The sequence below is a fragment of the Photobacterium sp. BZF1 genome (assembly GCF_014349205.1).
GTDB lineage: Bacteria > Pseudomonadota > Gammaproteobacteria > Enterobacterales > Vibrionaceae > Photobacterium.
This window is the reverse complement of the sequence record NZ_JACSOF010000029.1, coordinates 30,926-52,051: the sequence shown is the minus strand read 5'-3', so window position 1 is coordinate 52,051 and position 21,126 is coordinate 30,926. Positions and strand designations below refer to the sequence as shown.

At 51.9% G+C, this 21,126-nt stretch carries 19 protein-coding genes and 4 tRNA genes; 21 read left to right on the top strand and 2 right to left on the bottom strand.

The annotated features are described in order from the left end of the window. The first annotated feature begins 13 nt into the window (after window positions 1-13). The 4 genes from BIZ37_RS08690 (at window position 14) to BIZ37_RS08675 (ending at window position 504) form a co-directional block, all read left to right on the top strand. Window positions 14-98 (top strand) — tRNA-Leu (locus BIZ37_RS08690). A gap of 72 nt (window positions 99-170) precedes the next feature. Next, a tRNA-Leu gene (locus BIZ37_RS08685) sits at window positions 171-255 on the top strand. Between the two features lie 32 nt (window positions 256-287). Next, window positions 288-362 (top strand) — tRNA-Gln (locus BIZ37_RS08680). Between the two features lie 57 nt (window positions 363-419). Continuing rightward, window positions 420-504: transfer RNA gene (locus tag BIZ37_RS08675), tRNA-Leu, on the top strand. Window positions 505-703: 199 nt separating this feature from the next. Here the strand turns inward: BIZ37_RS08675 and BIZ37_RS08670 are convergent. Continuing rightward, window positions 704-1,864, bottom strand: a complete 1,161-nt coding sequence (locus BIZ37_RS08670; protein WP_187461155.1) for a 2-octaprenyl-3-methyl-6-methoxy-1,4-benzoquinol hydroxylase — start codon at window positions 1,862-1,864, stop codon at window positions 704-706. Window positions 1,865-1,991: 127 nt separating this feature from the next. Here BIZ37_RS08670 and mtgA point away from each other — a divergent pair, with 127 nt between their 5' ends. The 7 genes from mtgA (at window position 1,992) to BIZ37_RS08635 (ending at window position 9,318) form a co-directional block, all read left to right on the top strand. Then, entirely contained in the window at window positions 1,992-2,696 is a 705-nt protein-coding gene (mtgA, locus tag BIZ37_RS08665) for a monofunctional biosynthetic peptidoglycan transglycosylase (RefSeq protein ID WP_187461154.1), read from the top strand. A 159-nt stretch (window positions 2,697-2,855) separates the two neighbouring features. After that, window positions 2,856-4,280: a tRNA (N6-isopentenyl adenosine(37)-C2)-methylthiotransferase MiaB gene (miaB, locus tag BIZ37_RS08660; protein ID WP_187461153.1), complete on the top strand. Its 1,425-nt coding sequence runs from the start codon at window positions 2,856-2,858 to the stop codon at window positions 4,278-4,280. Window positions 4,281-4,357: 77 nt separating this feature from the next. Next, a complete protein-coding gene (locus BIZ37_RS08655) occupies window positions 4,358-5,458 on the top strand; it encodes a PhoH family protein (RefSeq protein WP_187461157.1) in 1,101 nt (366 codons plus the stop codon). Further along, window positions 5,458-5,922, top strand: coding sequence for an rRNA maturation RNase YbeY (gene ybeY, locus BIZ37_RS08650; protein WP_187461152.1), 465 nt, complete (start codon window positions 5,458-5,460; stop codon window positions 5,920-5,922). The genes BIZ37_RS08655 and ybeY overlap by 1 nt, the downstream gene beginning before the upstream one ends. A 102-nt stretch (window positions 5,923-6,024) precedes the next feature. Continuing rightward, entirely contained in the window at window positions 6,025-6,897 is an 873-nt protein-coding gene (corC, locus tag BIZ37_RS08645) for a CNNM family magnesium/cobalt transport protein CorC (RefSeq protein WP_107301015.1), read from the top strand. Between the two features lie 3 nt (window positions 6,898-6,900). Then, window positions 6,901-8,460 carry an apolipoprotein N-acyltransferase gene (gene lnt / locus BIZ37_RS08640; protein WP_187461151.1) on the top strand — a complete coding sequence of 520 codons (1,560 nt, stop codon included), beginning with the start codon at window positions 6,901-6,903 and terminating at the stop codon, window positions 8,458-8,460. Window positions 8,461-8,646: 186 nt separating this feature from the next. Continuing rightward, a complete protein-coding gene (locus tag BIZ37_RS08635) occupies window positions 8,647-9,318 on the top strand; it encodes a YSC84-related protein (protein WP_187461150.1) in 672 nt (223 codons plus the stop codon). A gap of 81 nt (window positions 9,319-9,399) precedes the next feature. Here the strand turns inward: BIZ37_RS08635 and BIZ37_RS08630 are convergent, their stop codons facing one another. After that, entirely contained in the window at window positions 9,400-9,882 is a 483-nt protein-coding gene (locus BIZ37_RS08630; protein WP_107301012.1) for a zinc ribbon-containing protein, read from the bottom strand. Between the two features lie 184 nt (window positions 9,883-10,066). Here BIZ37_RS08630 and leuS point away from each other — a divergent pair, with 184 nt between their 5' ends. The 10 genes from leuS (at window position 10,067) to ybeD (ending at window position 21,115) form a co-directional block, all read left to right on the top strand. After that, window positions 10,067-12,640, top strand: a complete 2,574-nt coding sequence (gene leuS, locus BIZ37_RS08625) for a leucine--tRNA ligase (RefSeq protein ID WP_107301011.1) — start codon at window positions 10,067-10,069, stop codon at window positions 12,638-12,640. A gap of 143 nt (window positions 12,641-12,783) precedes the next feature. After that, the gene (gene lptE / locus BIZ37_RS08620; protein WP_187461149.1) at window positions 12,784-13,458 is read left to right on the top strand and encodes an LPS assembly lipoprotein LptE; all 675 of its coding nucleotides are present in this window, start codon (window positions 12,784-12,786) and stop codon (window positions 13,456-13,458) included. Continuing rightward, complete coding sequence (holA, locus tag BIZ37_RS08615) at window positions 13,455-14,483, top strand: DNA polymerase III subunit delta (RefSeq protein WP_187461148.1); 1,029 nt, start codon at window positions 13,455-13,457, stop codon at window positions 14,481-14,483. The genes lptE and holA overlap by 4 nt, the downstream gene beginning before the upstream one ends. Before the next feature lie 151 nt (window positions 14,484-14,634). Continuing rightward, window positions 14,635-14,952, top strand: a complete 318-nt coding sequence (rsfS, locus tag BIZ37_RS08610) for a ribosome silencing factor (RefSeq protein WP_039461484.1) — start codon at window positions 14,635-14,637, stop codon at window positions 14,950-14,952. 6 nt (window positions 14,953-14,958) lie between these two features. Continuing rightward, entirely contained in the window at window positions 14,959-15,429 is a 471-nt protein-coding gene (gene rlmH, locus BIZ37_RS08605) for a 23S rRNA (pseudouridine(1915)-N(3))-methyltransferase RlmH (RefSeq protein WP_107301008.1), read from the top strand. A gap of 6 nt (window positions 15,430-15,435) precedes the next feature. Further along, window positions 15,436-17,391 (top strand): penicillin-binding protein 2, encoded by a 1,956-nt coding sequence (gene mrdA / locus BIZ37_RS08600; RefSeq protein ID WP_187461147.1) that lies wholly within the window; start codon window positions 15,436-15,438, stop codon window positions 17,389-17,391. Beyond that, window positions 17,388-18,509: a peptidoglycan glycosyltransferase MrdB gene (gene mrdB, locus BIZ37_RS08595; protein ID WP_107301006.1), complete on the top strand. Its 1,122-nt coding sequence runs from the start codon at window positions 17,388-17,390 to the stop codon at window positions 18,507-18,509. The genes mrdA and mrdB overlap by 4 nt, the downstream gene beginning before the upstream one ends. Beyond that, the gene (locus BIZ37_RS08590) at window positions 18,510-19,316 is read left to right on the top strand and encodes a septal ring lytic transglycosylase RlpA family protein (protein WP_107301005.1); all 807 of its coding nucleotides are present in this window, start codon (window positions 18,510-18,512) and stop codon (window positions 19,314-19,316) included. A 175-nt stretch (window positions 19,317-19,491) separates the two neighbouring features. Further along, window positions 19,492-20,667 (top strand): serine hydrolase, encoded by a 1,176-nt coding sequence (locus BIZ37_RS08585; RefSeq protein ID WP_187461146.1) that lies wholly within the window; start codon window positions 19,492-19,494, stop codon window positions 20,665-20,667. 172 nt (window positions 20,668-20,839) lie between these two features. After that, on the top strand, window positions 20,840-21,115 hold the full coding sequence (ybeD, locus tag BIZ37_RS08580) for a DUF493 family protein YbeD (protein WP_036820956.1): 276 nt from the start codon (window positions 20,840-20,842) through the stop codon (window positions 21,113-21,115). Window positions 21,116-21,126: the final 11 nt, after the last annotated feature.

The following is a 21,126-nucleotide window of genomic DNA, read 5'->3' as shown; positions in this document are numbered from 1 at the left end:
ATTCGGTAAGTATGCGGAAGTGGCGAAATTGGTAGACGCACCAGATTTAGGTTCTGGCGCCGCAAGGTGTGAGAGTTCAAGTCTCTCCTTCCGCACCATTATTTAAATTGACCATCGTAGATGTTCAGTTTGATGTTAGAGAAAACGCTGAGTGATCAGCTACAATATATGCGGAAGTGGCGAAATTGGTAGACGCACCAGATTTAGGTTCTGGCGCCGCAAGGTGTGAGAGTTCAAGTCTCTCCTTCCGCACCATTCTCTCTAACATGCTCAGAAGAGCACACTGCAGGGCTATCGCCAAGCGGTAAGGCAACGGGTTTTGATCCCGTCATTCCCTGGTTCGAATCCAGGTAGCCCTGCCATATTTTGCTTAACGTCATTAATGATTCATTGCTAAAATGAAATTAGACGGTAAGTACGCGGAAGTGGCGAAATTGGTAGACGCACCAGATTTAGGTTCTGGCGCCGCAAGGTGTGAGAGTTCAAGTCTCTCCTTCCGCACCATATTTAGAAACCCACCTTTTGGTGGGTTTTCTTATGTCTGGCACTTGGTTAACGATATACATCGATATCCAAAAGGTTAGACAACAGATTTTACAACCAACTCAATGATCGTATCTCTCTGGTTGTTAAGCCGAATGTTTTTCAAAGAACATTCGGCTTTTTTCTTTCTGCAGGTTGTTAATTGGCAAGAAAAAGTCCGCTACATCCCCATCGCATACTTCAATACTTTCTGCTTGATAGGCCCGGCTTGCTCAGCCAGTTTCAATCCAGCATTACGCAAAAACTTCACCGGCAGCAAATCATTGCTGAATGCGGTGTAGAAAAAGTCCATCCCGCTTTGCATCAATACGTTATCAGGACGGCGGCGGCGCTCATAAGCTTTGAGCACTCGTTGCTGCGGCCAATCCTGCCCTGCTTTCTCGATTTCATGCAGCAACACATCGACATCCTTGAAGCCAAGGTTGACTCCCTGCCCTGCCAATGGGTTAATCGTATGTGCAGCATCCCCAAGCAGCACGATACCCAGCTTATAATAAGTCTGGGCATGACGGCGAGTGAGTGGGAAACGGCCATGATTAAGCACCTTGAACTCGCCAAGCTCTGCCGGGAAGTGGGCTTTGATCTGTGCTTCCAATTGCTCAGGGCTCAGCGCAGAGAGTTGCTGAATACGGGATGGGCTGTCATACCACACCAGCGAGGCCTGATGGCCCGGCAGCGGCAGGAATGAGCGCGGTCCGTGAGGCGTGAACATCTGCCAGGTAATATCTTGCTGTGGCAAGGCGGTTTCGACATTGATCAGCATACAATGCTGGCGGTAATCCCATGCGGTGATGCCAATCCCAGCCTGCTGGCGGACTTTAGAATTCGCACCATCGGCACCGACTAGCAAAGTCGCTTGGATTTGGCTGCCGTCTTCGAGCACAATCACTTGGCCATTATCACTATCAGTCGCCGAGACCATGCGGGACGGGCATTTCACCGTCAGGTTCGGGTAAAGCTCGAACTGCTGCCACAGTGCCAGTTGGATCACTCGGTTTTCAACAATATAACCAAGGCGATCCAGGTGCATTTGTTCGGCATTGAAGCGGGTACGGCACTCAGGGTGCTCCCAAGTTTCAAGCCGCTTATACGGGCATAGGCGCATGGCTGTGACCGCCTCCCATGCCCCTAGCCGCTCTAGCAATGAAACAGAATGTGGAGAAATGGCCGATACCCTTAAATCCATCGGCTGCGAGGCTTCAAATGGGGCTGGCTGTACCCCTTCCAATACTGCAACAGATAACCCTTGTTGGGCCAAACCTATTGCTGTTGCCGCCCCAACCATACCGCCGCCGGCCACAACCACATCAAACTGTTCCATTCCGGTTTCCATTTGTTATGCTCAAGATAAAAGTTCAGCGCACACTGGCGCTCTTGCCTTTATTCTAACTAAATTTCACAAGCGCATCAGTGATTAATAACCGCGAACCTACACAGGGATAAGGTGGATGATCGGATTTATCAAACGTTGGCTGCTCAGGCTACTCTTGCTAGCCCTTGTGTTGCCCTTCCTGTTGGTATTGGCAGGCAAATACATCGACCCGCCCGTCTGGGGTTGGCAACTCCACCGCAATATATTTCCACCGCAAGGCTACCCGCCGCGCGCTGCCCATCTCTGGGTACCTATTGAGGCAATATCACCCAACGTACAACTGGCAGTGATTGCTTCTGAAGATCAGCACTTTCCTAACCATCATGGTGTTGATATCAACGCCATTTTGACAATTATCAAGCAAACCGGTAGTGGCGGCCCCAGCCGGGGTGGCAGCACCATCACCCAGCAGACTGCCAAAAACCTGTTTCTCTTTCCCTCCCGGACATTCCTGCGCAAAGGGGTTGAGCTCTATTTCTCACTGTGGATGGAATTACTGTGGGAAAAAACACGGATCCTCGAAGTCTATCTGAACATCGTCGAGTTCGGCCCAGGGTTATTTGGCGTTGAAGCCGCAAGCCAGACCTTTTTCGGGATCCCAGCAAGCCGATTGAATGCCCAGCAAGCGGCGCAGCTCGCGGCGGTATTACCAAACCCGTACCGGATGCAACCTGCGCCAATGACGCCTTATATTCAGCAGCGCAGCCGCTGGATACGCCAGCAGATGCGCCAGCTCGGCACGCAAACCCTCAATAAACTCAAACCAGTAGCGGCACAATAAAAAACCACAAAATATTCGGGGTGGTGATGATCTAGTCAGGCAGGCTTTAAAGCAGTACAATACGCGGCTTGCTACCGCAGGCGGCCTTTTTTCGGCTGCCGAAGCGGAGACAAGCAATGTGAAATGCAATGAATAAACACTACGAGTGAAGAGTTAGACATGGCTAAGAAACTGCTTATCAAAACCTGGGGTTGCCAGATGAACGAATACGATTCATCGAAAATGGCCGATCTTCTTAATGCAGCCAATGGCTTCGAGTTAACGGAAGAACCAGAAGAAGCAGACGTTCTGCTGCTTAACACCTGCTCCATCCGTGAAAAGGCCCAGGAAAAAGTGTTCCACCAGCTTGGTCGCTGGAAAACCCTAAAAGACAAAAAACCTGACCTAGTGATCGGTGTGGGTGGCTGTGTAGCAACCCAGGAAGGCGACTCAATCCGCCAGCGTGCACCGTATGTCGATGTTATCTTCGGCCCACAGACACTGCACCGCCTGCCTGAGATGATCAAGCAATCACAAAGCGATCATGCGCCTGTCATGGATATCTCTTTCCCTGAGATCGAGAAATTCGACCGCCTGCCTGAGCCACGTGCCGAAGGCCCGACAGCTTTCGTTTCTATCATGGAAGGCTGCTCTAAGTACTGTACTTACTGTGTGGTTCCTTACACCCGTGGTGAAGAAGTTAGCCGCCCACTGGATGACGTTCTGTTCGAGATCGCCCAACTGGCAGAGCAAGGCGTACGTGAAGTTAACCTACTAGGCCAGAATGTGAATGCCTACCGTGGTGACACCCATGACGGTGAAATTGCGACTTTCGCAGAACTTCTACGCCTAGTTGCGGCAATCGACGGCATCGACCGTATCCGCTACACCACTAGCCACCCAATCGAGTTCACCGATGACATCATCGAAGTGTATGAAGACACCCCAGAAGTGGTGAGCTTCCTGCACCTACCGGTTCAAAGTGGTTCAGACCGCATCCTGGCCAACATGAAGCGCCCGCACACGGCAATCGAGTACAAGTCGAAGATCCGCAAACTGCGCAAGGCGCGTCCGGATATCACTATCAGCTCAGACTTCATTGTCGGTTTCCCGGGCGAGTCTGATCAGGACTTCCAGGATACGATGAAACTGATCCGCGATGTCGACTTCGATATCAGCTTCAGCTTTATCTTCTCAGCGCGCCCTGGTACGCCAGCAGCCGATTACCCATGTGATCTGTCTGAGCAAGTGAAGAAAGAACGCTTGTACGAACTGCAACAACAGATCAATACTCAAGCTATGCGCTTCTCTCGCCAGATGCTAGGTACCGAGCAGCGTATTCTGGTTGAAGGCCCATCGAAGAAGAACGTAATGGAATTGCGTGGCCGTACTGAAAATAACCGTGTCGTGAACTTCGAAGGTTCACCAGAGCTTATCGGCCAATTCGTTGACGTGAAAATCACTGACGTCTTCACCAACTCACTACGTGGTGATTTGGTTCGCACTGAAGCGGAAATGGACCTACGCGTGGCCATGTCTCCTGCCGAAGTGATGGAGAAAACACGCAAAGAAGATGAATTGGGTGTTGGCGTATATACTCCATAGTAAGACGCCCGTCTGAACAAAGTAGGACGCGCCCTGAACCCGAGGCCACCCAGACGGGTGGCCCTATTGAGAGGCAAATCTTGAGCAAAGTTATAACTATTGAATTCAATCTGGAACCTGCCGATAACCATCGCCTTTCCAGCCTTTGTGGCCCTTTCGACGATAACATCAAACAACTTGAACGCCGTTTGGGTGTAGAAATCAACCACCGCAGCAGCAGTTTCAGCGTAGTCGGCCAACCCCACACCGCCGAAGCCGCCGCCCATATCATCAAAACCCTGTATGTCGATACCGCCCCGGTTCGCAACACCATTCCTGATATCGAGCCTGATCAGGTCCACCTGGCTATCAAAGAGTCCGGTGTGCTTGAGCAATCGACCGAGTCGAGCATTCCTTACGGCAAGGAAGTGGTGATCAAAACCAAGAAAGGGGTGATCAAGCCGCGTACGCCAAACCAGGCTCAGTACATTGCCAACATGGTTCGCCATGACATTACCTTCGGTATTGGCCCTGCTGGTACAGGTAAAACCTACCTCGCGGTTGCTGCCGCTGTTGATGCCCTTGAGCGTCAGGAAATCCGCCGTATCCTGCTGACCCGTCCTGCGGTTGAGGCGGGTGAAAAGCTGGGTTTCCTTCCGGGCGATCTAAGCCAGAAAGTCGACCCTTACCTGCGTCCGCTGTACGATGCCCTGTTTGAAATGCTGGGCTTCGAGCGTGTCGAGAAGCTGATTGAGCGTAACGTGATTGAAGTTGCACCACTTGCCTATATGCGTGGCCGTACCCTCAATGACGCCTTTATCATTCTCGATGAGAGCCAGAACACCACGGTCGAGCAGATGAAAATGTTCCTGACCCGTATTGGTTTCAACTCCCGAGCGGTAATTACCGGTGACGTCACCCAGATCGACCTGCCACGCGGTGCTCGTTCAGGCCTACGCCATGCTATTGAAGTACTCTCTGATGTCGATGAAATCAGCTTCAACTTCTTCCAGGCTGACGATGTTGTCCGCCACCCAGTCGTAGCGCGTATTGTCCAGGCGTACGAAGTGTGGGAGAGCGAAGATCAGAAGCAGCGCAAACTGGCAGAGCAGCGCCGTCGTGATGAGCAAGCGGCAAAGCAAGCGCCGGTATCAGTGCCAGCAGCGACACCAGAAACAGAAACGGAAAAAACAAACTAATGGCGATTTATCTTGATCTCCAAGTTGCGACCGACAACACCAACGGTATGCCGAGCGAAGCCCAATTCCAGCAATGGCTGGATGCGGCAGTCACGCCTTTCCAGGCCGATGCCGAAGTTACCATTAGGCTGGTCGATGAGAAAGAAAGCCATGGCCTGAACCACGAGTACCGTGGTAAAGACAAGCCAACCAATGTGCTGTCTTTCCCGTTTGAGGCACCACCGGGGGTTGAACTGGAACTACTGGGTGATTTGATCATTTGCCGACAGGTTGTCGAAAAAGAAGCCAAGGAACAGGATAAACCTCTACATGCCCACTGGGCACACATGGTTGTACATGGCAGTCTGCATCTGCTAGGTTATGACCATATTGAGGACGACGAAGCTGAAGAGATGGAAGGCTTGGAAACGGAGATCATGCATCAGATGGGCTTTGCCGATCCGTATGCCGAAGAAAAGCATTAACCTTTTCATGATATTGTTGTCAAACTGATACGGTACAATCTAATTACCGTATCATTTCCCGTGGCACAGCCACTTAACTGAGAGAAGTAATTCTTACAAACAATGAACGAAGATAACTCACAAAATTCTGAAGGTCCGAGTAGAAAGTCCTTCTTTGAACGTATTGGCCAGCTGTTCCAGGGCGAGCCACAGAACCGCGAAGAACTGGTAGAAGTTTTCCGTGATTCAGAAGAAAACGATTTGATCGACCACGACACCCGCGACATGCTCGAAGGGGTCATGGAAATCTCCGAGATGCGTGTCCGTGACATCATGATCCCGCGCTCTCAGATGGTCACAATCGAGCGTTCTCAGAAGCTAGAGGATCTGATTGATTTAATTGTTGATGCCCAGCATTCCCGCTACCCGGTCATCAGTGACGACAAAGACCACGTCGAAGGTATCCTTCTGGCCAAAGATCTTTTGCGTTACCTGCAACCGAACAGCGAACCGTTCGACATGGAAAAAGTACTGCGACCTGCGGTTGTCGTACCTGAAAGCAAGCGTGTTGACCGCCTGCTCAAGGAGTTCCGTGAAGAGCGCTACCACATGGCCATTGTGGTGGATGAGTTTGGTGGGGTATCCGGTGTTATCACCATTGAAGATATCTTGGAGCAAATCGTTGGCGAAATCGAAGATGAATTCGACGACGAGGAAGAACAGGATATCCGTCAGTTAAGCAAGCATACTTTTGCGGTTAAAGCACTGACAACCATTGAAGAGTTCAATGAAATGTTCCATACCCAGTTCAGCGATGAGGAAGTCGATACTGTCGGCGGCCTGGTCATGACGAGTTTCGGCCACCTGCCGACCCGTGGTGAAATCGTTGAATTGGCGGGCTACTCATTCAAGGTAACGTCAGCCGACAACCGCCGGGTTATTCAGTTGCAAGTGACCGTGCCTCACGAAGCACCACAACCGACGACAACATCATAACGAATGACAACAAATACCCTTAAGAAGTTGGGACAGCCATTGCTGGCTGTCCCAGCAGGTGCCTTAGCCACCCTATCTTTCGCCCCGTACCACCATTGGTACCTTGCTCCCCTTTCCCTATTTATTTTCCTCTACCTACTTCAGAACCAATCGGTCAAGCGTTCCGGCTTGATAGGTTTTCTCTGGGGATTAGGCTTATTCGGTACCGGGATCAGCTGGGTACACGTCAGCATCGCCAACTTCGGTGGAATGCCATGGATTGCCGGCTGGGGCTTGATGGCCCTACTCATCGGCTACCTCGCACTCTACCCTGCCGTCTTCGGCGCCCTATTTAACAAATTCAACCGTGGCCGCCCATTCCACCAGCTGATGCTGAGCGGCCCGGTGATCTGGCTTATCCTCGACTGGATCCGCGGCTGGCTGATGACGGGCTTCCCGTGGTTGTGGCTGGGCTACAGCCAAATCGACAGCCCGTATGCCGGCTTTGCACCGATATTGGGTGTCGAGGGTATCACCCTCGCCATCGTGATTAGCTGTGGTGCCCTCGTCGCCGCTACCTACTACCGCAACTGGCGTCCACTGTTAATCCCAGTGTTTGTCCTGGCCCTAGGCCTGTTTGCCGGCCAAAAGCAATGGGTCAAGCCTGATGCAGACAACACCGTAGATGTCGCGATGATCCAGGGCAACGTGCCGCAAGAGATCAAATGGCTACCGAGCCAGCGCTGGCCAACCCTGATGAAGTACACCGACCTGACCCGGGAAAACTGGGGGGCAGATATCATCATCTGGCCGGAAGCGGCGATCCCTGCACTGGAGACCCAGGTTACCACCTTCCTGCAGAACCTAGATGCCGCCGCGCGCAACAACAACAGTACAGTGATCACCGGTGTGCTGGATCAGAATGAGGATGGCGAGTTCTACAACAACATCCTGACCCTTGGCGTCAATGCGGTTGGCCCGTACCAATACGATCAGGCCGAGCGCTACAGCAAACATCATTTGCTGCCATTTGGGGAGTTCGTCCCGTTTGGCGATATCCTGCGCCCGCTGGCACCGTTCTTCAACCTGCCAATGTCGTCGTTTAGCCGCGGTGATTATATCCAGCCTAACCTCGAGGCCAACGGTTACTCACTGGCACCAGCACTGTGCTACGAAGTCGCTTTTAGTGAGCAAGTACGTCGTAACGTCAATGTTGATACCGAGTTCCTGCTGACCCTGTCCAATGACACCTGGTTTGGTAAATCTATCGGCCCATTCCAGCATATGGAAATTGCCCAAATGCGCTCATTGGAAGTGGGTAAGCCATTGCTCCGCGCAACTAACAGTGGCTTGACCGGCATTGTCGATCACAAAGGTAAAATCATTGAGCAGATCCCGCAGTTCGAAACCGGCGTATTGAGGGCTAAAGTGGTACCGACAATCGGTATGACGCCTTACACCACCCTTGGTAGCTGGCCGCTATACATCTACATGCTGTGGTCTGTTGCCCTGTCTTGGATCCTGATCCGCCGCCAGGCTGGCCGCTTCCGTGACGAGCAACCACAGATCAACTACCACGAATAACCTGCACCGCAGCCAACACTGAATATACGCTGACAATGCTCCCAAAAGGCGAAGGTAACCCCTTCGCCTTTTCATTCACCTTGTTAATATATTGGCCATATAACCAAGCACTGTGTCCTCGAATGTGCCACTGCACTTTCTGCAACTTGGGATAAAAACAGCACAACGTCTACTTGGGGAATGCCAATGAAATCGATCAATAAATTATTCGCGATGCTATGCAGCGTCGCCATGCTCTGCGTCGCCACAGGCTCAGTCGCCAAAGAAGATCTTGAAACCCAAGCGGCCCTGACCCAATTCCAGGCCGCTTCGCAAACCCAGCCTTTTTTCCATACTGCCTATGGTTATGCGGTCTTCCCGTCCGTCGGTAAAGGTGGTTTCTGGGTCGGTGGGGCCTACGGTAGCGGCTCCGTGTTCAAAGACGGCCAGCTCACCGGCCATGCCAAACTATACCAAGTCTCTTTCGGCCTACAGTTTGGTGGCCAGTCCTACAGCGAGATTGTCTTCTTCCAAGACAAACGCGCTTACGACCGCTTCATGAGTGGTAACTTCGAACTCGATGCCTCCGCCTCTGCCGTCGCCTTGACCGAGGGTGCCCAGGCCAACGCAGGGACATCAGGGTTCCGTGCCAGCGCGGGCGATAACTACGTCGATGCCGACTACACCAATGGTGTTGCAGTCTTCACCGTTGCCAAGGGCGGGATGATGGTGGAAGCGGCAATCGCCGGCCAGAAATTCAGTGTCGAGCCGGTTAACAACCCATCTGCAGCTCAACCTGTACAGTTGCCAGAGCCCGTACAACTACCAGAGACCCAACCAACGACAATCGTCGTTGAAACGGTAGAGCCACTAAACTAAATCAGTGCGTATCCATGCAACATACGATACAAAAACGGGCCTATTGGCCCGTTTTTCAATTTATCAGTTTGATGAAAAAAGCTAAGGAGAGAGTGGTTTGCGGGTAAACCGGGTATGCCCACAGTTAAGGCATGCTGATATTTCTTTGACGTGAGTAATCACTTCGTCATGACCGCATTTTTCGCACACCAAATGGCCAAGGCCGACAATCTCGCCCGCTTCATAGACACCCTGATGCTTGAGGTCCCCCATCACTTCATGCCATTCTATCTGGGTTTTGTCCGTAGCTTCGGCCAGCCCCTCCCAAATCGTTTCTTTCACCACCCGGTAGAACGGGCTGTCGCCAAACGGGGCTGGGCTTTCATCGGCATTCTGGCCGAATTCCTGCACATCCCGCTTGAGGTAAGCAGAAATCAGTGCCAGCTCATCCTTGGTCATGTCACTGGCTGCCTGCCGGTACTTTTCCGTCACCTCTGCCCAGTGTTTTAGCTCATCAGGGCTGTGTTTGAGGGTTTCCGTCACTTGCTCGAGTAGCGCCTCATAATCCGTTTTCTTTGTTGCCATAGGTCACCTCCTATCCGCTAATTCACCGGCATCCGCCTGCCTTCTGCGTAATTGGCACCATTATCGGCCAACAATTCGTCCCCGAAGTGGTTTCAGCTATTGTTGACACCTTTACCTTTAGTTATTCTATGTCGATTATATTGAATGTGTTTGTACTCAACTCACAAAATCCCGGATGTCATCGATGCAAGAACAATATCGTCCACAGGACATTGAACAGAAAGTTCAAGAACATTGGGACAACAAAAAGACCTTTGTTGTAAGTGAAGACCCTAATAAAGAAAAATTCTACTGTCTCTCCATGTTCCCGTACCCAAGTGGTCGACTGCACATGGGTCACGTGCGTAACTACACCATCGGTGATGTGATATCTCGTTACCAGCGCCTACAGGGCAAGAATGTTATGCAGCCAATCGGCTGGGATGCATTCGGTCTGCCTGCTGAAAACGCCGCGGTTAAGAACAAGACGGCACCTGCGCCTTGGACTTACGAAAACATCGAATACATGAAGAACCAGCTAAAACTGCTGGGCTTCGGCTACGACTGGAACCGTGAATTCGCGACCTGTACCCCTGAATACTACCGCTGGGAACAAGAGTTCTTCACTAAGCTGTACGAAAAAGGCTTGGTTTACAAGAAGACCTCTTCAGTAAACTGGTGCCCGAACGACCAGACTGTACTGGCTAACGAGCAGGTAGAAGACGGTTGCTGCTGGCGTTGTGACACGCCGGTAGAGCAAAAAGAAATTCCTCAGTGGTTCATCAAGATCACTGAATACGCCCAGGAGCTTTTGGACGACCTAGACAGCCTTGAAGGCTGGCCTGACATGGTCAAGACCATGCAGCGCAACTGGATCGGCCGCTCTGAAGGTGTAGAACTTAAGTTCGAAGTGAAAGGCCACGACGATCTGGAAGTGTACACAACCCGTCCAGACACCCTAATGGGCGTGACTTACGTCGGTATCGCTGCAGGCCACCCTCTAGCGACAGCGGCGGCTGAGAACAACCCTGAGCTTGCTGCGTTCATCGAAGAGTGCCGTAACACCAAGGTAGCCGAAGCTGAACTGGCAACCATGGAGAAAAAAGGCATGGCAACTGGCCTGACGGCGATTCACCCGCTAAACGGCCGTGAAGTACCAGTATTCGTTGCTAACTTCGTCCTGATGGATTACGGCACAGGCGCGGTAATGGCAGTACCTGCCCACGACCAGCGTGACTACGAGTTCGCCACCAAGTACGGCCTGGACATCATCCCTGTGATCAAGCCAGAAGACGGTAGCGAGCTAGACATCACTGAAGCGGCATACACCGAAAAAGGCGTATTGTTCGATTCAGGTGAGTTCGACGGTCTGGACTTCCAAGCGGCATTCGATGCCATCGCAGCCAAACTGGAAGCAGAAGGCAAAGGCCTGAAAACCGTTAACTTCCGTCTACGCGACTGGGGTGTATCCCGTCAGCGTTACTGGGGTGCTCCAATCCCAATGGTGACGACTGAAGACGGCGAAGTTCACCCGGTACCAGCTGATCAGCTACCAGTGATCCTGCCTGAAGATGTGGTGATGGACGGCGTAACTAGCCCGATCAAAGCCGACAAAGAGTGGGCGAAGACTACGTTCAACGGCCAGCCAGCACTGCTTGAGACGGATACCTTCGATACCTTCATGGAATCGTCTTGGTACTACGCACGCTACTGTTCGCCACAGGCTGACGAGATGCTAGATTCTGATGCCGCGAACTACTGGCTGCCAGTTGACCAGTACATCGGTGGTATCGAGCACGCATGTATGCACCTGCTGTACTCTCGCTTCTTCCACAAACTACTGCGCGACTGTGGTATGGTTACCAGCGACGAGCCGTTCAAGCAGCTACTTTGTCAGGGTATGGTACTGGCTGATGCTTACTACTACACCAACGACAAAGGCGCGAAAATCTGGGTTGCCCCAACCGACGTAACGGTTGAGCGTGACGACAAAGGCCGTATCACCAAGGCTGTTGATAACGAAGGCAACGAAGTGGTTCACTCGGGCATGACCAAGATGTCCAAGTCGAAGAACAACGGTATCGACCCGCAAGAAATGGTTGATAAGTACGGTGCCGACACCGTTCGCTTGTTCATGATGTTCGCTTCTCCTGCCGACATGACGCTGGAATGGCAAGAATCTGGTGTTGAAGGTGCTAACCGCTTCCTAAAACGTGTTTGGAAACTGGTTCACGACCACACAGCCAAAGGCGAAACTGAAGCGCTAGATGTAACTGCTCTAACTTCAGATCAGAAAGCCCTACGCCGCGATGTTCACAAAACTATCGCTAAAGTGGGCGATGACATCGGCCGCCGCCAGACATTCAACACGGCTATCGCAGCTATCATGGAGTTGATGAACAAGCTGACCAAAGCCTCGCAGGAAAGTGCACAAGACCGTGCCCTACTAGACGAAGCACTGAAAGCTATCGTTCGTATGCTATACCCAATGACTCCGCATATCTGTTTCGAGATGTGGGAAGCGCTGGGCCAGAGCGACGTTGACCATGCTGATTGGCCTGTGGCTGACGACAAAGCCTTGGTTGAAGACGAGAAACTGATTGTTGTTCAGGTAAACGGCAAGCTGCGTGCTAAGCTGACAGTAGCCGCTGATGCAACAAAAGAACAAGTCGAAGCCTTGGCAATGGCCGATGAAGGCGTGACCAAATTCACTAGCGAAAAAACAATTCGCAAAGTGATTTACGTACCGGGCAAACTGCTGAATATCGTTGCTAACTAATTTCGCATCGAACTAAAGCAGTTTCCCAGTGCCTAACCTGTGGCTCCTGTATGGAGCCACAGTTTAATCCGGCTCACCCACCCTTTTTTAGCACCATCCGCGTCAGCCGGTCAGTTTTCACTTTTTTTCATGGAGCAGACTCGGTGAGAGCTTTCATTTCTGCAAAAAGCATTATCCGAACCTTCTTTGTTGTCCTTATGGCGTTGGCAACTGCATCTTGCGGTTTTCACCTCCGTGGTAACTACATGCTACCCGACGACATTGCCAAACTTTCCCTGACCAGCTTTGACCAATACGGCCAGCTGCACCGCCAGGTAAAGTCCCAATTCCAGCTACATGGTATCGAGCCTGTTGCACCTTCGGCCCAGGTACCTAACCTGCACCTGATCAGCGAGTCGACCGGTGAACGTACCCTGTCGCTTTACCAGAACGCCCGTGCTGCCGAATACGAACTTACCTACATCGTACAGTACCGTATCGTGGTACCAGGCAAAGGTAGTCAAAGCTATACCACCCGAGTCAACCGTACCTTCCTCGATAACCCGCTGACTGCACTGGCAAAATCTGTCGAGCGAGACATGATCGAGCAGGAAATGCGCGAGCAGGCCGCCAAGCAGATCATGCGCCAGCTTGCCCGCCTGACAGCCGTTTTCAATAAGATGGAAGAAGAAGAGCTCGAAGCCCTGCTAGAACAAAGCGCTAACAGCGAGAGTAATGAACAAGTCAGTACCGAGCTTGGCCTAGATGTGAAGGCAGAAAGCGTATCAGCCTCTGACAACAGCAACCAGTCAGCGATGCAGGTTGAGTCTGCACAATGAGGATCTACCCGGAACAATTGGCGCAGCAGCTATCAAAAGGGCTGCGTCAAGCTTACCTGCTAAGTGGCAATGAGCCTCTGCTAAAACTGGAATCTGCCGACAACATCAAACAAGCGGCCCAACAAGCCGGCTTCGATGAACGCCACAGCTTTACTGTGGATGCGCAGCTCGATTGGAATACGGTACTCGATTGCTGCCAGGCCATGAGCCTGTTTTCATCCCGCCAGATCATTGAGCTTGAGCTGCCTGAGAATGGCCTCAATGCCCAGCAAGCCAAATCCCTGCAGGAAGTGATAGACAGCATTCACGAGGATATCTTGCTGCTGGTACAAGGCCCGCGCCTCAACAAGAAGCAGGAGAGTACCAAGTGGTTCAAGGCCCTTGATGTCAAGGGGCTTTATATCCCTTGTAATACCCCAGAAGCCAGACACTTGCCGCGCTTTATCCAGGGACGTTGCCAACAGCTTGGCCTCAAGCCGGACCATGAATCGGTACAGCTGTTGGCACAATGGCACGAGGGTAACCTACTTGCGCTGGCCCAGAGCCTACAGAAACTGGTACTGCTCTACCCCGACGGCGACCTGACCATTGTCCGCTTAGAGGAGGCATTAAGCCGTCACAACCACTACACGCCATTCCAGTTGCTTGATGCCGTGCTAGCCGGCCAGGCCAAGCGCAGCCAACGGGTTTTGCGCCAACTGCAAGGCGAAGGGGTTGAAGCAGTGATCCTGCTACGCACGTTACAGCGTGAACTTACCCAGTTGTATAAAATGCAAGAGATGGGTAGCAAAGGCACTTCACTCAATAACATCTTCGAGAATTTCAGGATCTGGCAAAGCCGCCGGGAAGTCTACATCGGTGCCCTGCACAGATTGCCGTTACCGGTTATCATCAAATTGCTGCACCAGTTGGCCGAGTTGGAGCTAAGGGTCAAAACCGACTTCGACTACCAGCCATGGGATGCCCTTTCGGCACTGTGTGCTGAAATGTGCGGAGTGCATACCGCTATCCCGGGCAAGCTTTAACCACCAAGAACAACTAAGGCGCAGGCTATGTAAAGTTACTGCTAACTTGTATTGAACAAGCTTGAGCATGGTATACTGCGCCGCTACATTGGGACCCAGTCCTATCTAGGTCTACAGTAAAGACACCAAACACACAAAAGAGGACCCCCTTTTGCAGGTTCAAGAACTACACGATTTTATTGTTGATAAAGTAGATGACATCAAAGCACAGGACATTGTTACCCTGGATGTTCGCGGTAAATCAAGCATCACTGATTTCATGGTACTGTGCACCGGTACCTCTAACCGTCATGTCGCCTCGATTGCCGATCACGTTAACAAGGAATCGAAACTGATTGACTACCCGCCATTTGGGATCAGCGGCGAAGAAGACGGTGAGTGGGTTATCGTTGATATGGGTAGCGTTATGCTGCACATCATGCAGGAAGACGCGCGTAACCTGTACCAACTGGAGAAGCTTTGGGGCTAACCGACAATGAAGCTTCAACTGATTGCTGTTGGCACCAAGATGCCGAAATGGGTCGAGGAAGGCTATAAAGAATACAGCCGCCGCTTCCCCAAAGACATGCCGCTTGAACTGGTCGAAATCACGGCTGGCAAGCGCGGCAAGAATGCCGACATCGCCCGTATCCTGCAAAAGGAAGGCGAAGCGATGCTGGCTGCAGTGCCAAAAGGCAACCGTATTGTCACCTTGGATATCCCTGGCAAGCGCTGGGATACCGAGCAGTTGGCCGGCCAACTGGAAAGCTGGAAACTGGACGGGCGTGATGTCTCTATCCTGATCGGTGGGCCGGAAGGCTTGGCGCCAGCCTGTAAGGCAGCAGCCGATCAAAGCTGGTCGCTATCACCACTGACGCTACCCCACCCGCTGGTACGTATCGTCATGGCCGAGAGCCTGTACCGTGCGTGGAGCATCACGGCTAACCATCCGTACCATAGGGAATAATGGGCAATGAGACAAAAGCGAACGCAGATCCGCGACCATCGGGCTGAGTCGGCGCTATTTTTCCGCCGGGCTCTTGTCTCATTTATCGGCATCGTCGTGCTGGTAGGGGTCTTGCTGACTAACCTGTATCATATCCAGATCCAGGAGCACGAAGACTACCAGACACGTTCGAACGATAACCGGATCAAAATTGTCCCTGTTGCGCCCAACCGTGGCCTGATCTATGACCGTAACGGTATCCTCCTCGCCGAGAACCGTCCGGTATATTCACTTGAGATCACCTCGGAAAAAGTGCCAGACAGGCAAGATACCTTCGACCGCCTCAAGGAATTGATGGGCGTTACCGATGAGCAAATCGAGCGCTTCGAGCGTGAGCGCCGCCGTACCCGTCGTTTCAAGTCAGTACCGATCCTCAACCAGATGACTGAAGATCAGGTTGCGCTGTTTTCGGTCAACCAACACCGTTTTCCAGGTGTCGAAGTCAAAGCCTACCTCAAGCGTCACTACCCTTACGGTGAAGCCCTGACCCATGTCTTGGGTTATGTAGCAAAAATCAACGACCGTGACCTCCAACGCCTTGAGCGTGAAGACAAAATCAACAACTACAAGGCAACCCGTGATATCGGCAAACTGGGTATCGAACGTTATTACGAAGATATGCTGCACGGCACCTCCGGCTACCAGGAAGTCGAGGTCAACAGCCGTGGCCGGATCATCCGTACCCTGAAGTATGTTCCGCCGATCCCTGGCAGTGACATCAAACTGAATATCGACATTGAGCTGCAGCTTTATGTCAAAGAACTACTCACTGAGCGTAAACTCGACCCAGATACCGGTGAGGAACTAATCAAGTACAGACGTGGCTCTGTGGTGGTGATGGACCCTCGTGATTCGTCAGTACTGGCCATGGTATCCAGCCCAAGCTACGATCCGAACCTGTTCGTCCATGGCATTTCCGGGCCTAAATACCGCGAATTGCTGAATGACAAAAACCGCCCGCTGGTTAACCGGGTCACACTGGGGATCTACCCGCCGGCCTCGACAGTCAAACCGATGATTGCGGTTGCAGCGCTGAGTGAAGGAGTGATCACAACCCGTACCACCCGAAATGACCCGGGTTACTGGCGTATACCAAACTCCAACAGTCGCCCGTTCCGTGACTGGCTGCGCTGGGGCCACGGCAAGGTCAATATCTACAAAGCGATTGAAGAGTCGGTAGATACCTTCTTCTACCAGATTGCTTACGACATGGGTATCGATCGCCTTTCTGACTGGATGAGCCGCTTTGGCTTCGGTGAATACACAGGTATCGACATCCACGAAGAGAGTAAGGCCAACATGCCGACCCGTGAGTGGAAGCAAGCCCGTTTCCGCCAGCCTTGGTATCAGGGTGATACGATTCCGGTCGGTATCGGACAGGGTTACTGGACAGCGACGCCATTACAAATTGCCAAAGCCACTACGGTACTGGTCAACCAGGGCCGGGTTCAGGCTCCACACCTGCTCAAAGACATCATAGATGAAGATGTTGAAAAACCGGCGGTCTATGATGATTTCCCACCTATCGACAATGTTGATGCTAAATATTGGGATGTCGCCAAACAAGGGATGTATCAGGTACTTTACGGCCCGCGTGGTACTGCCCGCCGTCCTTTCTATGGTACCGAGTACAAAGCCGGTGGTAAGTCAGGCTCGGCACAGGTCTTTGGCCTGGCTGAAGATCAGGAATACAACGCCGAGGAGTTGGAAGAGCACTTGCGCGACCATGCCCTGTTCACCGCCTTCGCTCCATATGATAAGCCGGAAGTCGTGGTATCCATGGTATTGGAAAATGCCGGTGGCGGCTCCTCCAACGGTGGTCCGGTAGCACGTCGGATTTTCGACCACATGCTGCTAAAACCGGAAACCCCAGACCCACTGGTAGAAATCGTCGATAAAAAATTAGCCGAGGTAGCGCAATGAGTATCATGGCCGCGACAGGCAACAAACGGACCTTGAGTGACCGCTTACACCTGGACTTCCCGCTGTTGATGGGGATCCTCACCCTGATGGGCTTCGCCCTGATGGTGATGTACAGCGCCAGCGGTCAGGAACTAGCCATGATGGAACGGCAAGCCATACGCATGGTGCTGTCATTGGGGATCATGTTTATTCTGGCCCAGATCTCTCCGCGCCATTATGAAACCTGGGCGCCCTACCTGTTCGGGGTCGGGCTGCTGTTGCTACTTGGCGTCCTATTTTTTGGTGAGGCTTCTAAAGGGGCCCAGCGCTGGCTCAATTTAGGTTTCGTCCGCTTCCAACCTTCGGAGCTGATAAAATTGGCGGTACCTTTGATGGTGGCACGCTTTATCGGCAATAACCCGCTGCCGCCGAGCCTGAAGAACATCGTCATCGCACTGGTGATGATTTTCGTTCCGACTATCTTGATTGCCAAGCAGCCAGACTTGGGAACATCCATCCTGATCGCTGCATCAGGGGTATTTGTGTTGTTCCTCTCGGGCATGAGCTGGAAAATCATTGGTGCTGCGGGAGTGCTGGTCGGGGCATTCATCCCCGTACTGTGGATATTCCTGATGCGGGACTACCAACGGACCCGGGTACTGACCCTGTTCAACCCTGAATCCGATCCACTCGGTGCTGGTTACCATATTATCCAGTCGAAAATTGCCATTGGCTCCGGTGGCTTGTCCGGCAAGGGCTGGCTGCAAGGTACCCAGTCCCAACTAGAGTTCTTGCCCGAGCGCCACACCGACTTCATCTTTGCGGTAATTGCCGAGGAATGGGGCCTGATCGGTGTACTGTGCCTGCTGGCTATCTACCTATTTATCATCGGGCGGGGCTTGCTGCTGGCCAGTCGTGCCCAGACAGCCTTCGGCCGGATGATGTCAGGCAGTATTGTGCTGAGCTTTTTCGTTTATATTTTTGTAAACATCGGGATGGTTAGCGGGCTGCTTCCTGTCGTGGGTGTGCCGCTCCCGCTGGTTAGCTACGGGGGGACCTCGATGGTGACCCTGATGGCAGGCTTTGGCATCCTGATGTCTATCCATACCCATAGAAAAATGTTGTCCAAGGCGACCTAAATGCGCATATCCCCTTTACTCCTTGTTCTTATCCTTGCCGGATGTAGCTCGACGCCAAGCAACGAGCGTTACGATCTAGCTGACGATGTTGCACCAGAATCTTCACCGACATTGGATCATATTGAAGATGCCCAGCCGCGCTACGAGCCAAAGAGCCTGGCCGGTAACAAGGACTACACCCTACGCGGCGAGCACTACCAGATTGTGCAGGGTGATCAGCCGTTCGTTGAAGAAGGCTATGCCTCATGGTACGGCCAAAAGTTCCACGGCCATAAAACGTCCAACGGCGAGATCTACGACATGTACTCTATGACAGCGGCCCATAAAACGCTGCCACTACCGAGTTATGTCAAGGTTACCAATACCAACAATGGCAAAAGCGCCATTGTCCGCGTTAACGACCGAGGCCCCTTCCATGACGGCCGGATCATCGACCTGAGTATGGCTGCGGCGGCAAGGCTGGATGTCATCAAGCACGGTACGGCACCGGTTAAAATCGAGCTGATCCAAGTCGCCAAACCGGATAACCCGAACGAGTGGCAAAGTGCCAACCCTAACTTCTATTTTGTCCAGTTGGCTGCCGTAACCAATGCCGACAAAGCCGATCAGATAGCCAAGCAGCTGGAACAGGAGTTCGATACATCGGTTGATCTCAAGAAAGCCGATTCTGCAGAAATCTATCGCCTACGCCTCGGACCATACATCGACCGGGATGAAGCGATTATCCAGCGTGATAAAGCCAAAGCCGGACAGTACCCACAGGCTTTCATCATCACATCCAAACGTGAGTTGGAACCAAAATCCTAATTGGCTGTCATAAAAAAATACCAGAGCAGACACCTGCTTTGGTATTTTTTTGACTCAAACTTATGTCAAGATTCGCCTGCCGCACAACATATCCGAGCCCAAAGCTGGTCTCATATTGACAATCTGATATAGTGTGTGAAGTTTTTTACATTCGACAAATTAAGTTACAACCAACATGAAAAAATCTGCTGCACTTTTTCGCTCTGTTGCTATTTCGGCAACCTTGCTGGCTTCAGCAACAGCAGCGGCTGCCCCAGCTGTAGTACCTGAAGCTCCTCAGATTGCTGCCAAGGGCTATGTCCTAATGGACTACCATTCAGGCAAGATCCTGGCTGGCAACAAAGAATACGATCAAATCCCGCCTGCCAGCTTGACCAAAATGATGACCAGTTACGTTATCGGCCAAGAAGTTAACCGTGGCAATATCTCCATGGATGACACTGTGGTGATCAGCAAGAACGCCTGGGCCAAGAATTTCCCAGGTTCTTCAAAGATGTTCATCGAAGTCGGTAGCGAAGTAAAAGTTTCAGATCTTAACCGTGGCATCATCATCCAATCGGGCAACGATGCCTGTGTTGCCATGGCTGAGCATGTTGCTGGCTCTGAAGACTCTTTCGTCGATCTAATGAATGCATGGGCTAAGACCTTGGGTATGGACTCTACCCACTTTGCCAATGTCCATGGCCTAGATAACCCTGACCTATACACAACGCCGTATGATATGGCGCTACTTGCCCAGGGCCTGATCCGTGACGTGCCAGACGAGTTCGCGATCTACAAAGAGAAGTCTTTCACCTACAACGGTATCACCCAGTACAACCGTAACAGCCTACTGTGGGATAAAAGCCTCAACGTTGACGGCCTGAAAACCGGCCATACCAACAATGCCGGCTACAGCCTGGTTAGCACCGCAACCGAAGGCCAGATGCGCCTAATCGCGGTGGTAATGGGTACCAGTAACCCGAACGCCCGTAAAGCAGAGAGCAAGAAACTGCTGAACTACGGCTTCCGTTTCTTCGAAACAGTTTCCCCTCATAAAGCCAACGAAACCTTTGTGACCGAAAAAGTCTGGATGGGTGACAAAGACGAGGTATCCCTTGGCGTAAGCGAAGATACTTTCGTAACACTTCCTCGCGGCCAGACTAAAGATCTGTCAGCAAGCTTTGTGCTAGAAAAAGAGCTTAAAGCGCCAATCAGCAAAGGCGATGTCGTCGGTAAGCTGTATTACCGTGTTGGTGATGAAGATATTGCCGAGTACCCGCTGCTAGCTTTGGATGACATCAAAGAAGGCAGCATGTTCAGCCGCCTGATTGATTACATCATGCTGCTATTCAAGGGCTGGTTGAGCTAACTCAGCCATAGCGGATATAACACCCCGATAAATAAAGAAAAGAGGCAACCTTGGGTTGCCTCTTTCTTTTTCGGCCGTTTGAGAGCCCACCTGATGACTTGTGAAAAAGCCCTATACCCATTAATATGCTCGGCTAACATCGCAAAATGAATGCAAATACTCGGAGTTCAGCATGCAGCAGCAAGAGCAGCCAAAACTTAAAGATCTTCTAGAGTTCCCATGTAAGTTCACTTACAAGGTGATGGGTTACAACAAACCTGAACTCCCTGATCTGGTTGTTGAGGTGATCCAGCGTCACGCACCGGGCGACTACACCCCGGACGTTAAGCCAAGTGGCAAAGGGACCTACAGTGCCGTGTCTGTTTCTATCACAGCAACTTCTATTGAACAGGTAGAAACCCTGTACAAAGAGCTGGGTGAAATCGACATTGTCCGTGTCGTGTTGTAAGCACTACCCTA